Origin of the sequence: Bacillus sp. N12A5, assembly GCF_026790125.1 — a bacterium.
GTDB lineage: Bacteria > Bacillota > Bacilli > Bacillales > Bacillaceae > Bacillus.
This window is the reverse complement of sequence record NZ_JALAMR010000018.1, coordinates 43,338-57,820: the sequence shown is the minus strand read 5'-3', so window position 1 is coordinate 57,820 and position 14,483 is coordinate 43,338. Positions and strand designations below refer to the sequence as shown.

General features: G+C 46.0%; 14 protein-coding genes. 12 read left to right on the top strand and 2 right to left on the bottom strand.

Translation table 11 applies throughout. From position 1 onward, the window contains the following. Window positions 1-74 precede the first annotated feature (74 nt). Complete coding sequence (locus tag MOC09_RS17785) at window positions 75-1,586, top strand: class I adenylate-forming enzyme family protein (protein WP_268358327.1); 1,512 nt, start codon at window positions 75-77, stop codon at window positions 1,584-1,586. A gap of 16 nt (window positions 1,587-1,602) precedes the next feature. Here MOC09_RS17785 and MOC09_RS17780 read toward each other — a convergent pair whose 3' ends face one another. Continuing rightward, entirely contained in the window at window positions 1,603-2,199 is a 597-nt protein-coding gene (locus MOC09_RS17780) for a class I SAM-dependent methyltransferase (protein ID WP_268358326.1), read from the bottom strand. Between the two features lie 150 nt (window positions 2,200-2,349). On the opposite strand from MOC09_RS17780, the gene MOC09_RS17775 reads away from it, so the two are divergent. The 5 genes from MOC09_RS17775 to amj all read left to right on the top strand — a co-directional run bounded on the left by MOC09_RS17775 (window position 2,350) and on the right by amj (window position 6,182). Beyond that, window positions 2,350-3,210 (top strand): SDR family oxidoreductase, encoded by an 861-nt coding sequence (locus MOC09_RS17775; RefSeq protein ID WP_268358325.1) that lies wholly within the window; start codon window positions 2,350-2,352, stop codon window positions 3,208-3,210. Window positions 3,211-3,225: 15 nt separating this feature from the next. Next, complete coding sequence (gene lyxE / locus MOC09_RS17770; RefSeq protein WP_268371341.1) at window positions 3,226-3,729, top strand: D-lyxose ketol-isomerase; 504 nt, start codon at window positions 3,226-3,228, stop codon at window positions 3,727-3,729. A gap of 87 nt (window positions 3,730-3,816) precedes the next feature. Then, complete coding sequence (locus MOC09_RS17765; protein ID WP_268358322.1) at window positions 3,817-4,365, top strand: GNAT family N-acetyltransferase; 549 nt, start codon at window positions 3,817-3,819, stop codon at window positions 4,363-4,365. An 80-nt stretch (window positions 4,366-4,445) separates the two neighbouring features. Next, a complete protein-coding gene (locus MOC09_RS17760; RefSeq protein ID WP_268371339.1) occupies window positions 4,446-4,868 on the top strand; it encodes a pyridoxamine 5'-phosphate oxidase family protein in 423 nt (140 codons plus the stop codon). 504 nt (window positions 4,869-5,372) lie between these two features. After that, the gene (amj, locus tag MOC09_RS17755; protein WP_268358320.1) at window positions 5,373-6,182 is read left to right on the top strand and encodes a lipid II flippase Amj; all 810 of its coding nucleotides are present in this window, start codon (window positions 5,373-5,375) and stop codon (window positions 6,180-6,182) included. Between the two features lie 44 nt (window positions 6,183-6,226). On the opposite strand, the gene MOC09_RS17750 is transcribed toward amj, so the two are convergent. Beyond that, complete coding sequence (locus tag MOC09_RS17750) at window positions 6,227-6,517, bottom strand: DUF3817 domain-containing protein (protein WP_268358318.1); 291 nt, start codon at window positions 6,515-6,517, stop codon at window positions 6,227-6,229. A 185-nt stretch (window positions 6,518-6,702) separates the two neighbouring features. Here MOC09_RS17750 and lrpC point away from each other — a divergent pair, with 185 nt between their 5' ends. The 6 genes from lrpC to MOC09_RS17720 all read left to right on the top strand — a co-directional run bounded on the left by lrpC (window position 6,703) and on the right by MOC09_RS17720 (window position 14,479). After that, the gene (gene lrpC, locus MOC09_RS17745; protein ID WP_268358316.1) at window positions 6,703-7,137 is read left to right on the top strand and encodes a transcriptional regulator LrpC; all 435 of its coding nucleotides are present in this window, start codon (window positions 6,703-6,705) and stop codon (window positions 7,135-7,137) included. A 64-nt stretch (window positions 7,138-7,201) separates the two neighbouring features. Next, window positions 7,202-9,385 (top strand): DNA topoisomerase III, encoded by a 2,184-nt coding sequence (locus tag MOC09_RS17740; RefSeq protein ID WP_268367129.1) that lies wholly within the window; start codon window positions 7,202-7,204, stop codon window positions 9,383-9,385. 198 nt (window positions 9,386-9,583) lie between these two features. Then, a complete protein-coding gene (locus tag MOC09_RS17735; protein WP_268371337.1) occupies window positions 9,584-10,672 on the top strand; it encodes a glycosyl hydrolase family 8 in 1,089 nt (362 codons plus the stop codon). Further along, complete coding sequence (locus tag MOC09_RS17730; RefSeq protein ID WP_268371335.1) at window positions 10,653-11,504, top strand: diguanylate cyclase domain-containing protein; 852 nt, start codon at window positions 10,653-10,655, stop codon at window positions 11,502-11,504. The genes MOC09_RS17735 and MOC09_RS17730 overlap by 20 nt, the downstream gene beginning before the upstream one ends. Window positions 11,505-11,514: 10 nt before the next feature. Continuing rightward, window positions 11,515-13,224 carry a DUF2334 domain-containing protein gene (locus tag MOC09_RS17725; protein WP_268371349.1) on the top strand — a complete coding sequence of 570 codons (1,710 nt, stop codon included), beginning with the start codon at window positions 11,515-11,517 and terminating at the stop codon, window positions 13,222-13,224. Then, on the top strand, window positions 13,217-14,479 hold the full coding sequence (locus MOC09_RS17720; protein WP_268358313.1) for a glycosyltransferase family 2 protein: 1,263 nt from the start codon (window positions 13,217-13,219) through the stop codon (window positions 14,477-14,479). The genes MOC09_RS17725 and MOC09_RS17720 overlap by 8 nt, the downstream gene beginning before the upstream one ends. The last annotated feature ends 4 nt before the right edge of the window (window positions 14,480-14,483 follow it).

Below are 14,483 nucleotides of genomic sequence, written 5' to 3'. Positions count from 1 at the left end.
GTTAAAATGGGTGAGGTAAAGGAAGAAAATCTAACAAATGATTGAAGATTCAAGAGAATATAGGAGATGACGATATGGAAACATTACAGCATCTGATTCTGCATGACATGCCGGATAGCGAAGAAATAGAGGCTGTAAAAAGCGGAGATCATACCTTGACATATGCAGGTTACCGTAAACGGATTAATCAGCTGGCGAATGCCATGCTTCAAAAAGGAATTCAAAAAGGCGATCGTGTTGCATTGCTTTGCAAAAACGGCCATCCTGCATCAACTGTTATGTTTGCCGCGCTTGAAATAGGTGCTGTTGTCGTACCTGTCAGCTGGCAGCTGAAACCATATGAAATGACAGGCATTTTAAAAGCAAGTGAACCGAAGGCGATGTTTTACGGAGCGGAGTTTAAAGAGACACTGGACGAAGTTCTTCCCGAACTGTCTACATTGCATATCACAATGGAAACAGGAACAGCTTACGAAACGTCTGCTGAGTTTGAAGCACTGTTTACCGGATCTGATCATTTGCCCGAAACTGAAATGGTTTCACCAGATGATACAGCGCTTTTGATGTTTACGTCTGGAACTACAGGAAACCCGAAGAGATGCATGATCACACATGGCGGCATATACAGATACGTCAAAAGATCCAACAGCTCTGTAACACGCATGAAGGGGCTTCGTTTTCTTGCATGCCATCCGATTTATCATACGAGTGCGCTCATTTGCATCATGCTTGGAACGTTTGCAGGAACAACTTTTGTATTTACAAAGGATCAAGACCCTGTTCACATGCTGAAGGTCATTGAAAAAGAGAAAATTCAAACCGTGATGGCTCTTCCTGTGTTTTACACATATTTGCTTGAAGCATGGGAAACGCACCAAACTGACTTATCTTCGCTAGTGATGTTAATGACTGGCGGAACAAAAGTGCCAAGCAGCCTGATCCGCCGCTATCTTGATATCGGCATTCCACTCGCGCACGGGTATGGAAGCACTGAGGCTTGGGGAATCAGCACATGGACGCCTGATATGGGTATGGATAAGGCTGCCTCTGCAGGAAAGCCTGTGGCAGGTGTTAAAGTCAAAGTGGAAGATCCTCAGACGGGAGAAGAACTCCCTCAAGGGGAAATTGGCGAAATCGTTGTTCACACCCCATTCTTATTTAAAGGCTATGAAGACAATCCTGAAGCGACAGCAAAAGTGCTGCAAAACGGCTGGTTCAGAACCGGAGATTCAGGCTATGTAGATGAAGATGGTTTTATTTTCATCACGGGACGCTACAAGGATGTCATTATTTACGGAGGCGATAACGTTTATCCGGATCAGGTTGAAGAAGTCATCCAGCAGATCCCGGGAATCCTTGAAACGGCTGTGGTTGGTATTCCAGATCCGCTGTACGGAGAAAAGCCGAAAGCTTTTATCGTGACAAACGGCGGCCAGCGTATAACGGAAGAGGATGTCATCGCATTTTGTAAAGAGCGCCTATCCGCTTACAAAATACCTGAAGTTGAATTTGTTAAAGAACTGCCGAAAAATAACCTCGGCAAAGTAAAAAAAGACGTCTTGCGCAAGCAGGCCGTACATTCATAAAAAAGAAGCCCGCCGCTTATGTGGCGGGCTTCTTTGCAGTTGTGCAGACAGAAAGCTCAGGCTTAATGTTTTTAAATTGCAACTCAATGTCTTCGAAGCCGGCTGCTTTGAAGTCGGCAACCATCTGTTTTCCAAATGATTTGGTTTTCTCAGGACTCGCATCCGCTTCCCGCGGCTGCATTGTAATCGCTGCTTTTCCGCCGGGCTTGAGCGCCCGATATATCTGTTTTATGCCTTTTGTTTGGTCATTCCAAATGGTGTAGTTGTTAACGGAAATCACTTTATCATAAAACGAGGCATTAAGAGGAAATGTTTCGACGCTTCCTTGTATCAGGCGCACAGGCTTCGATTTTACTCTGCGGGCGGCCAGCTTCAGCATGGCGTCTGACACATCAATTCCATGAAGATGAATGTCCTTTTCGCGTTTCAGCATCTGCTGCATGCAGTATCCCGGCCCAAACCCGACTTCTAATATGCTGTCTCCGCGTGTAATCCCCAGCTGATCGATTGTCCACTGATTCAGTGTCTTATTTTCAGCAGCCATGATGTATCCGGCGATCATGCCGGTTACGCCCTTTGGCCTGCTGAATTTTTTAGAAAGCATGTTAATCATTCAGCAACCCCCTTTGAAAGTTATTTCCTCCTTCCGTTTCATGTGAAACATTTTTCTGATAAAGCAATGCGAAGGTGCCAACCCATGTTTATCCAACGAACGTGCGAGGTACACAACAAATAGACACGAAAACAAAGGAGGAAAATCATCATGGCCAATTATCCAAAAGAACTGCCGGCCCAAACCCAAAATCGCCAGCCGGGAATCGAAAGTGAAATGAATCCAAGTCCGGTGTATGAATATGAACATTACAAAGGGGCGGACAAATTAAAAGGAAAAGTAGCGCTCATTACAGGCGGTGACAGCGGGATTGGACGTGCGGTCTCCGTTGCATATGCAAAGGAAGGCGCTGACATCGCCATTGTGTATAAGGATGAGCATGGGGACGCCGAAGAGACGAAGAAGCGTGTAGAACAAGAAGGCGTCAAATGCCTGCTGATCGCCGGTGACGTAGGCGAAGAGGAATTCTGCAATGAAGCAGTGGAAAAAACGGTTAAGGAACTTGGCGGCTTAGACATCCTTGTCAACAATGCCGGTGAACAGCATCCGAAGGAAAGCATCAAAGACATTACAAGCGAACAGCTTCACCGTACATTTAAAACAAACTTTTATTCTCAATTTTATTTGACTAAAAAAGCAATTGATTACTTGAAACCGGGCAGCGCCATTATCAACACGACATCCATCAACCCGTACGTAGGGAACCCGACACTGATTGATTATACAGCGACAAAAGGGGCGATCAATGCCTTTACAAGAACAATGGCGCAGGCGCTTGTCAAAGACGGCATCCGTGTGAATGCAGTTGCGCCGGGGCCAATCTGGACGCCATTAATCCCAGCTACGTTCTCTGAAGATACAGTCGCTCAATTTGGGCAAGATACGCCGATGGGCCGTCCTGGACAGCCTGTTGAGCACGTAGGCTGTTATGTGCTGCTGGCATCTGATGAGTCATCTTACATGACAGGCCAGACACTGCATGTCAACGGCGGAAATTTTGTGACGACTTAAGAGGGAGTGAGACATATGGGCATCACAAAAGAAGAAGTGAACAGCTATTATCAAAAAGCGGGCATTGTATTAACGGACGAGGAAGTAGATAAAATTCAGCTGATGGATTACGGCTTAGGAAAAGAAAGAAAAGTCGGGCTCCAGCTCTTCGTCTACGTCAATACAGACCGTTATTGCTCAAAGGAACTGGTGCTGTTTCCGGGACAGACTTGCCCGGAACACCGCCATCCGCCGGTTGACGGCCAGGGAGGAAAGCAGGAGACATTCCGCTGCCGCTACGGAAAAGTGTATCTTTACGTAGAAGGAGAAAAAACGCAGCTGCCAAAGGTTCTCCCTCCGCAGGAGGACAGAGAACACTATACGGTCTGGCACGAAATTGAGCTAGAACCAGGCGGGCAATATACGATTCCGCCAAACACAAAGCATTGGTTCCAGGCGGGAGAAGAAGGTGCCGTCGTGACGGAAATGTCCTCGACGAGCACAGATAAACATGATATCTTTACCGATCCAAGAATATAAGGATGGGGCTTAACGGCCCATCCTTTTTTGTGTTGAAAAAAACGGAATCATCGCTATAATGGGTAAAAAAGGAAAGAGGGCGAGGCAATGTTCACCTGCAAGGTAAATGAGCACATTACCATCCGGTTACTTGAGCTGAAGGATGCGGAGCGGCTAGCGGAACTTATTGCCCAAAACCAGCAGCGGCTCGGCCAGTGGCTGTTTTGGGCGGAAAACCCAAGCAGCGCTGACACGTACAGAGAAACGATCATTCCAGATTGGCGGCGAGAGTATGCCGACCTAAGCAGCATTGAAGCTGGGCTCCTTTATGACGGCAGCCTATGCGGCATGATCGGCCTGCATAACCTTGATCTAGTGAATCGAAAAGCGGAAATCGGCTATTGGATTGCCAAAGAGTTTGAAGGCAAAGGCATCGTTACCGCCGCCTGCCGAACACTCATCACGTATGCTTTTGTTGAGCTTGGGCTGAATCGCGTTGCTCTCTGTGCTGCTGTGGGGAACCAAAAAAGCAGAGCGGTTCCGGAGCGGCTCGGCTTTCAAGAGGAAGGAAAGGCACGGGACGGCTTATTCGTAAATGGCAGGTATCATGACCTTGTTTATTACAGTTTGCTGAAGCGTGAATGGAAAAATTCATAATAAAGCGCGCATTTTCTTGTTTAAATCTTCCCCGGAAGTGGAAAAGTAACAGCGGAGACGTTAAAAAGGAGTGATTCGCAATGAATCAGCAAGACATGAAACAAAAAGTGCTTGATGTTCTAGATCACCATAAAGTAGGCTCGCTCGCAACGGTTCAAAAGGGCAAACCGCATTCCCGCTACATGACTTTTTTCCATGACGGGCTGACGATTTACACGCCGACAAGCAAGGAAACTCATAAAGCGGAAGAAATTGGGAACAACCCCAACGTTCATATTTTATTAGGCTATGATTGTGAAGGCTTTGGCGACGCGTATGTTGAAGTTGAAGGAAAAGCCAAAATCAACAATTCGGCAGAACTGAAGGACAAAATATGGAGTTCCAAATTAGAGCGCTGGTTTGACGGCAAGGATGATCCGAATCTGGTGATTCTTGAAATTGAACCGGAGGATATCAGATTAATGAATGCCGGAGAGAAAACACCGGTCTCACTCGAACTATAAAGAATTTGTGTTTTCAGGGGCGATATGTTATCATGAATAGCTAAGCAAGAAAATAAGCAAATAAAAAAGAAAGTAAACTTCTTTTTTCTGTTTTGAGAGAGAAGCTTTACCGCTTCGGATGCAGCAAACCCGCTGCCCTTATTCTTTTCCTTCATAACAAATCGCCCCTAACGATGAGATGGAAAAAAGACTTTTTTGTTTTACAATTCACACCGGCGCGGCTTCGGAGCCGCAGTGACGATTGAGAGGTAGGGCTTTCGTTGTCTTGTGTTCAAGAAAATTCCATGGTGTTTACTTTCCAGAATGATTCTTCGGAACAATGCTTTATGAATCTAACTCGCCCGATGAGGCGGATGATATAATCTTTATTTGCGTATAGAAAAGAATAAGACAAACCGCTCGGCGTACGCCGGCGGTTTTTTTATTGTAAAAAGCACATCGCGCTGAAACCTCTTTGGCTTCTTTCCAGTCTTATCACTAGGATGAAATTGGAGGAAGAATAACGTGCATGTCATGACAACGCAAGTACTTTTTATTTTCTGTTTTTTATTACTGATTCACTCGATAGAAACATTAGCTTACGCCACAAGGCTTTCCGGGGCCCGCGTTGGATTTATTGCGTCCGCGCTTTCTTTGTTTAATGTCATGGTTATTGTATCCAGAATGTCGAACATGGTGCAGCAGCCCTTTACTGGACATTTAATTGATGATGCGGGAAAAAATGCCCTGGCGATTGTCGGAGAGCAGTTCCGCTTCTTGATCTTCGGATCGACAGTCGGCACCATCCTGGGCATTATCCTGCTTCCGTCATTCGTCGCTCTTTTTTCACGGGCGATTATTCACTTAGCGAGCGGCGGCGGGTCCGTTTTTCAAGTATTCCAAAAAGGATTCTCGAAACAAGGATTCAAAAATGCCCTTTCCTATTTGCGTCTGCCGTCTATTTCGTATGTAAAGGGATTTCACATGCGCTTGATTTCGAAGCGTTTGTTTGTCATCAACATGCTGATTACATCCATTTACACGATCGGCGTGCTTTCAGCTTTATACGCAGGCCTTCTGGCGCCGGAGCGCAGCACGACTGCCGTCATGGCATCGGGTTTGATCAACGGCATTGCGACAATGCTATTAGCCATTTTTGTTGATCCTAAGGTATCCGTTCTTGCTGATGATGTGGCAAAAGGAAAACGAAGCTACATCTATTTAAAATGGACCTCTGTCACAATGGTCACATCAAGAGTGGCGGGCACACTCCTCGCCCAGCTGATGTTTATTCCGGGGGCCTACTATATCGCGTGGCTGACAAAGTGGTTTTGATGAAAAAGGCTGGATCATAAAGATCCAGCCTTTTTTGCGTTTCCTTATTTATATTTCCTTAATCCGCGGTCGTACAAAAAGTTTCCGAATGGGACAAAAGCGGCGATGAAGCCGGCAGCTGACCATTTCAACGACCATCTGACAGAGAAAGTCGCATACGCCAAGACAAGCAAATACAAAATGAACAGCCCGCCGTGAACCGAACCGACAATGGTTACTGCAAGCGGAAGGCCTGCCCAATATTTAAGCGGCATGGCGATAAACAGCAAGATTAAGAGTGACATTCCTTCAATAAAACCCATCGTGCGAAGTCTTCCGATCGGCGTTTGCAGCATAAATCGCCCTCCTTGTGGACACGTTTTCATTCTATACTATAAACAATCCGGAGTGCGCATATGACAGCTTTCAGACAATGTTCGAAAAACATTCATTTTTACATGCCTTTTCTCGGGAACTATACTTGTCATTTACAAAAATACCCGAGATAATGTGTACAAAATCATAAAAGAAGGATGTTCAAATGAAACTTGACCAGATTGATCTGAATATCATTGAGGAGCTGAAGAAGGACAGCCGTTTGTCGATGAGGGAATTAGGCAGGAAAATCAAGCTGTCGCCGCCATCCGTGACAGAGCGGGTGAGACAGCTTGAATCATTCGGCATCATCAAGCAATACACGCTGGAGGTCGACCAGAAAAAGCTGGGGCTTCCCGTTTCCTGCATTGTGGAAGCAACCGTCAAAAACGCGGATTACGAGCGGTTCAAGAGCTATATCCAAACATTGCCGAATATCGAATTTTGCTACCGGATTGCTGGCGCCGCCTGCTATATGCTGAAGATCAATGCCGAAAGCCTCGAGGCAGTAGAAGATTTTATTAACAAAACATCTCCATACGCGCAAACCGTCACTCACGTCATTTTCTCAGAAATTGACACGAAAAACGGGCACGGTTAGAGAGTGTCGCGTGAAGTCTGTTATAATAGCAGGATGAGCGTGAAAGAAAGAGAAGTGATCAAGCATGTCAAAAACAGTTGTATTAGCTGAAAAACCTTCAGTCGGCCGGGATTTGGCCCGGGTGCTGAAGTGCCATAAAAAAGGAAACGGTTATCTCGAAGGCGATCAATATATTGTGACTTGGGCTTTAGGCCATTTGGTGACACTTGCTGATCCGGAAGGCTACGGAAAAGAATTTCAATCATGGCGCCTGGAGGATCTGCCGATTATCCCAGAACCCTTAAAGCTTGTTGTGATTAAGAAAACCGGAAAACAGTTCAATGCGGTTAAATCCCAGCTCACCCGTAAAGACGTCAATCAGATTGTCATCGCAACTGACGCAGGCCGGGAAGGGGAGCTTGTCGCGCGCTGGATCATTGAAAAAGCGAATGTCCGCAAGCCGATTAAGCGGCTGTGGATTTCTTCTGTAACGGATAAAGCGATCAAGGAAGGCTTTCAAAAGCTGCGCAGCGGCAAAGAATATGAAAACCTGTACCATTCTGCCGTCGCCAGAGCGGAAGCCGATTGGATAGTGGGAATCAACGCGACCCGTGCACTGACCACAAAATTCAACGCCCAGCTCTCATGCGGCCGTGTGCAGACTCCGACACTTGCCATGATTGCAAAGCGCGAGGCGGATATTCAAGCATTTAAGCCAGTACCGTATTACGGCATCCGTGCCGCGGTCGATGGCTTGACACTGACGTGGCAGGATAAAAAATCAAAGCAGGCGAGAACGTTCAATCAAGACGTTACAAGCCGTTTATTAAAAGACCTTGAAGGAAAGCAAGCAGTCATTGCTGATCTGAAAAAAACAGCGAAAAAAAGCTTTGCACCTGCGCTTTATGATTTAACGGAGCTTCAGCGCGACGCACACAAACGCTTCGGATTTTCTGCTAAAGAAACGCTTTCTGTGCTGCAGAAGCTGTATGAGCAGCATAAGCTTGTCACATATCCTCGGACGGATTCAAGGTTTTTATCAAGTGACATTGTCCCGACGTTAAAAGACCGTCTGGAAGGCATGGAGGTAAAACCGTATGCCCAATATGTCAGCCAAATTAAAAAACGCAGCATCAAATCCCATAAAGGATATGTCAATGATGCGAAGGTGTCAGACCACCACGCGATTATCCCGACCGAGGAACCGCTCGTTCTCAGCAGTCTGAGTGATAAAGAACGAAAGCTGTATGACCTGATCGCGAAACGTTTCCTTGCTGTATTAATGCCTGCATTCGAATATGAGGAAACAAAAGTCATCGCAGAAATTGGCGGAGAAACCTTTACGGCGAAAGGCAAAATCGTGCAGTCACAAGGGTGGAAAGCCGTTTATGATATGGCGGATGATGATGAAGAGCAGGAAGATGACAAAGATCAGACGCTCCCGGCACTTCAAAAAGGCGACACTCTTGCCGTCCGCACGTTAACTGAGACAAGCGGACAAACGAAGCCGCCTGCCCGATTTAACGAAGGGACCCTGCTGTCAGCGATGGAAAACCCTAGCGCCTTTATGCAGGGAGAAGAAAAGGGCCTCGTCAAAACGCTTGGAGAAACAGGCGGCCTCGGCACGGTGGCAACGCGTGCCGACATTATTGAAAAACTGTTCAACAGCTTTTTGATCGAGAAAAAAGACAAGGATATTTTTATCACATCTAAAGGAAAACAGCTGCTGCAGCTTGTTCCGGAGGATCTGAAATCACCTGCCTTAACAGCAGAATGGGAGCAAAAGCTGTCTGCGATCGCCGCCGGAAAGTTGAAATCGGCTGTCTTTATTAAAGACATGAAGGCTTACGCACACCAGACAGTAAAAGAAATCAAAAACAGCAGCCAAACCTTCCGGCACGACAACATCACGGGAACGGCATGTCCTGAATGCGGCAAAATGATGCTGAAGGTAAATGGCAAACGCGGCACGATGCTCGTGTGCCAAGACCGTGAATGCGGAAGCAGAAAAACGATTGCCCGAAAAACAAACGCGCGCTGCCCGAACTGCCATAAAAGAATGGAGCTTCGCGGGCAAGGCGAGGGCCAGACCTTCGCATGTGTCTGCGGTCACCGTGAGAAGCTCTCCGTATTTGAAAAACGAAAAAACAAAGACAAAGGGCGCGCTTCCAAACGGGACGTTTCCTCTTATATGAAAAAACAAAATAAAGATGAACCGATTAACAACGCGCTGGCAGAACAGCTGAAGAAACTCGGTTTGGATAAATAATAAAAAACCTGTGCATCTCGCACAGGTTTTTTATTGGTCTTAGGTCCCGTTTTTTAAATGTTCAAAAAGGAAAAAAAGCTAGCAATCTGCATTTTTTTCTTTTATAGTAAATGTAATTTGTAACATGGCAGTCATATTTTCGTCTATAACTATTTGTGAGCGTCTGATTCGCTTCAGGCGACAAAGGGGGATTTGCCTGTGAGGCAAGTGTTAATCGCTGTCATCTTATTCTTCTTATCTATCGGACTTTCTGCAGGGTGTGTTGAAGCTGGAAATGAGATCCAACATCAGTCGGCGGCAGAAGTGAACGCCAGCCCGCTCCAGCCGGCAGAGCATTTCATCTATCACAATCTAATGAATGGCCAAGGGCTGATCAAAACTGATTTGTCAGACCAGCCTTCGTATTTATCGGAATCTCTCGGCCTGTGGATGGCGTTTCTTGTCAGCAAAAATGATGCCCCGCATTTTCAGGAGCAATACCAGCATTTGACTGATTCATTTCTGCTGAGCAATCACTTGGTGACGTGGAAGATTCAAAATGGCCAGGCGAGCAGGACAAATGCGCTGATAGATGATATGAGAATTATGCTGTCTCTTGACCAAGCCGGCGCAAAATGGGGCCGCAGTGACTATGCGCAAACAGCCCGGGATATCGGCACGGCTTTGAAGACATACAATATGAACAACGGGTTATTTACAGACTTTTATGACTCACAGGCCGTTTCAAAGGATGTGACGCTGTCATACGTCATGCCTGAAGCGTTAGCTGTCTTAAAGAAGAATGGAATCATAGACGAAGAAACGGAACAGCGGAATGCCAATGTTCTCTATTCAGCTCCTTTACAAAATGGCTTTCTGCCGAAGACATACAGCTCAGACACGAAAACATACACATACGACAGTGAAATCAACCTGATTGATCAGCTGTACGCTGCTTGGCATTTGCCGGAAGGGAATGAAAAAGCCGCTGTATTAGCAGACTGGATCAAGCAGGAATTTCAGGCAAACGGAAAGCTGTACGGACGGTATTCGGCGGATACGAAGGAGCCTGCCGTCCAATATGAGTCGCCATCTGTATATGCATTAGCCGTGTTATTTTTAACGAAACAGCATGATGACAGCTCTGTCATCAAAGCCATATATGACAGAATGAATGACTTTGAAATTCTTGATCCGGTGAAATCGTATTATGGAGGCTATATGAGCGGCACCCAGACGCATTCTTTTGACAATTTGCTGCCGCTGTTAGCCGAAAGGAAGCTTTTTAATGAAAATATCATTCAATGAATCACAAAAATTATTTGCTTATTTTTCAGGGCTCGTTGCAGCCCTGTCTCTGTTTATTTATTATGTGTCGTCGCAGCAATCGGAGGGCGCTCTGGTGCTTTGTATCACGTTTGTCGTCATCGCTGCAGGCATATGGTTCGGCCCGATTTACGCGCTGGCAGTGACTTTAATCGTACTCTTTGTTCTCGGCACGCTCATGATGTTTTTCCAGACCGGACAGGGTGCGCTGTTTCCGGCTGAGGAAGGGCTGCAAATGCTTGTCGTGTGGGGAATCGCACTTTTGCTGTTTTCTTTTATCGCAGGAAGAATCCATGATATTGCAGCAGAGCTTCGGCGCTCAGTGACGCGGCTTCAATCCGAAATCAAAAGCTTTGTCGCTGTGGACAGAGTGACCGGATTTGATAACAAGCAGAGGATGAAGCTGGAACTTTCAGAAGAGATCAAGCGGGCGGAGCGCTACGGCAATTCTTTCGTGTTTTTGCTGCTGCATATGCATTATTTCAAAGAGTTTAAGTCTTTATACGGTGAAAAAGAAACCGAACGTCTCTTCCAATATGTCAGCAGGCAAATCAGGTCAAGCGTCAGGGAAACGGATAAGAAATTCCGCCCTTCTGACGAGCGTATCGGAATCGTGCTGACGCACACGCCCGCTGAACATATGCCGGCCGTCCTGACAAAGCTGAAAAAAGAATTAGACACGTATCAGCTGGAAAATGGAAAGTATGTGTCGCTCACGTTCCATGTCTGCTACTTGCCTTACCGCAACGATATCAAAACAGCTAATCAATTTTTAGAAGAACTTGAAAACGAGATGATGATGAATGAACTATAAAGCTATCACGCTGCTCTGCGTCACAATGCTTCTGATTTCAGCGATTGCGTCTTTTCCCGTTTCTGCACAAGCGAAGGAGCAGGATGCTGGCATCCTCATTATCTATTCAACCTTGGACGGCAAAGAGTCGTCTCAAGTCAAAATGCTCGATTTGCTTGCGGGCCACTTCACATCCCATGTGACAGTCAAAAATGATTTAGATGTTGAAGCGTCTGATTTCAAAGGCAAAGACCATGTGATGTATTACGGCCAAACAAAACGAAAGCTCAGCAAAAAACTGGTGTCTCTTATCGGCAGCGTAAAGGAACCAGTTGTTGCCATCGGCTATAATGCAGAACAAATCAGTCAATTTTCCGGGCTTTCATTAGCCCGCAAAGAAAATGTGTTTCAAGTTCACAGCAGGTCGGAAAAGGCCGATGTGTCACTGGAGAGCGGGCTTAACGTGCTGAGCGTATCAGGCCTCAAAGGAAAGGCGCTTTATACCTTCAAAGCCGATGACGGCAAAACGCATTCTTTTATATGGAAAACAAAAAAAGACAATATGTATATTGGATTAACGAATTTGTTAAATGACAATTTGATCGTGGCAAAACAGCTCAGAGAAGCTTTCGGAGAGAAGGCGGGGACGACGCTATTGTATTTGCGTCTCGAGGATATCAGCCCGATGTCTGATGAAACATTGCTGCTTCAAGCCGGGACATATCTGCATAAGAGGCATGTTCCTTTTATCCTGGCAGTGATTCCGGTTTACTTGAATCCGGAAACAGGCGATAAAGTGTATTTGTCTGATAAACCGAAGATGGTCAAAGTGTTGAAAAAGCTCCAAAGCATGGGCGGCAGTATCATTGTTCACGGTTATACACACGCCTATCGCTACAGTGAAACAGGAGAGGGCTTTGAATTTTGGGATGCAAAGGCGGATCAGCCGATTACATCCGGAAATGCCGAAGACCCCCCATCCATTTTGGGAAAAGAACAGGATTTTCCAAACGAACAAGCCTATAACAGCTATCTGAAACCATTTCGGGATAAGGAAGAAACGTATACAAAGCAAAAATTGACCCGCGCGATTGAGGATTTGACATCATCGGGCCTCTACCCGCTTGCATTTGAAGCGCCGCATTACACGATGTCCGAATATGGCTATCAGATCTCTTCGCAGTATTTTACAAGCATTTTCGGCCAGGTTCAGCTAAGCAGCACAACATGGAAAACCTCCGGTGCACCTCCATATGTAACCGCCCCTTCGATGCTGCACGGAATGACGCTATATCCGGAAACGATCGGCTTTGTTGATGCATCCAAGCAAAACCCGCTCGGTGATATGGAGGAGCGCATCTCCCAGATGATTGATTTCGAAGGTGGAGTGGCCGGAGGATTTTATCATCCGTATCTCGGGATGAAATATCTGCCGGAGCTGGTTGATCAGATGGAGCGCATTCCGGACAGTGAATGGCTTGATTTAAAGAAAACGAACCAAACCGTTAAAACAGACAAAGTGGAAATTCACACAAGCGGTGACGGAACAATTCAGGTGAAAAACAGCGTAAGCGCCATTGACGAGTTTTTCGATCATCATCGGCAAACCCCTCTGGAAAAAGCGTTATGGATTCTCTCCGCGGTCGTGCTCTTATTTGTCGTCATGTTTGTCAGTTATACGTTTTACTTGAGAGCCACATTGAAAAAACGAATTTTTAAGGAGAGAAGAAGCCTTGGGTAATACGCTGTTCTTTATCTCGCTAAGTTTAATATGGGTCATGCTTCTCTACCACATGTTTCTCATGCAGGGCGGGTTCCGCCACTATATGACTTTTGAACGGAACATTCCGAAGTGGAGAGAAAGCATGAAGGAGCTGCCAAAGGTCAGTGTCCTCATCCCGGCGCATAACGAAGAGGTTGTGATTCGGCAGACGCTGAAGGCAATGGTCAACCTTTATTATCCGAAGGACCGGCTGGAGATTATCGTCGTTAATGATAATTCATCTGATCGGACGGGTGATATCGTCAATGAATTTTCCGAGAAATACGATTTCATCAAAATGGTGATTACGAAGCCGCCAAATGCAGGAAAAGGCAAATCCTCTGCACTGAACTCCGGTTTTGCCGAATCGAACGGCGATGTGATCTGTGTATATGACGCCGACAACACGCCTGAGAAAATGGCCGTGTATTATCTCGTGCTCGGCCTGATGAATGACGAAAAGGCAGGCGCCGTGGTAGGGAAATTCCGCGTCATCAATGCAGCAAAAACATTGCTGACGAGGTTTATTAATATCGAAACGATCTGTTTTCAGTGGATGGCCCAGGGAGGCAGATGGAAGTGGTTCAAAATCGCCACGATCCCAGGCACCAACTTCGCGATCCGCAGAAGCATTATCGAAAAGCTCGGGGGCTGGGATGACAAAGCGCTCGCTGAGGATACCGAGCTGACCATCCGGGTGTATAATCTCGGCTATCACATCCGCTTTTTCCCGGCCGCCATCACGTGGGAGCAGGAGCCGGAAACATGGAAGGTGTGGTGGCGCCAGCGCACCAGATGGGCGCGCGGGAATCAATATGTCGTGCTCAAATTTTTGGCGCAGTTTTTCAAGCTGAAACGAAAACGGATTATCTTTGATTTGTTTTATTTTTTCTTTACGTACTTCTTATTTTTCTTTGGCGTGATCATGTCAAATACGATTTTTGTCGTCAATCTGTTTTATGATTTAAAATTGTCGATTGGATTTTTGGCAATGATTCTCTGGATTTTGGCGTTTTTCTTATTTATGACGGAGGTCATGATTACGTTGAGCATTGAAAAAACAGAAATGAACAAGCAAAACTTTTTTATCGTATTTCTCATGTACTTCACATACTCGCAGGCCTGGATTGTGCTTGTCATCTATTCTTTATTCGTAGAAATCAAGCACCGTTTATTCAAGCAGGAGGTTAAATGGTACAAAACAGAACGATACAATCAACATAAGAGCGGGTGACCTT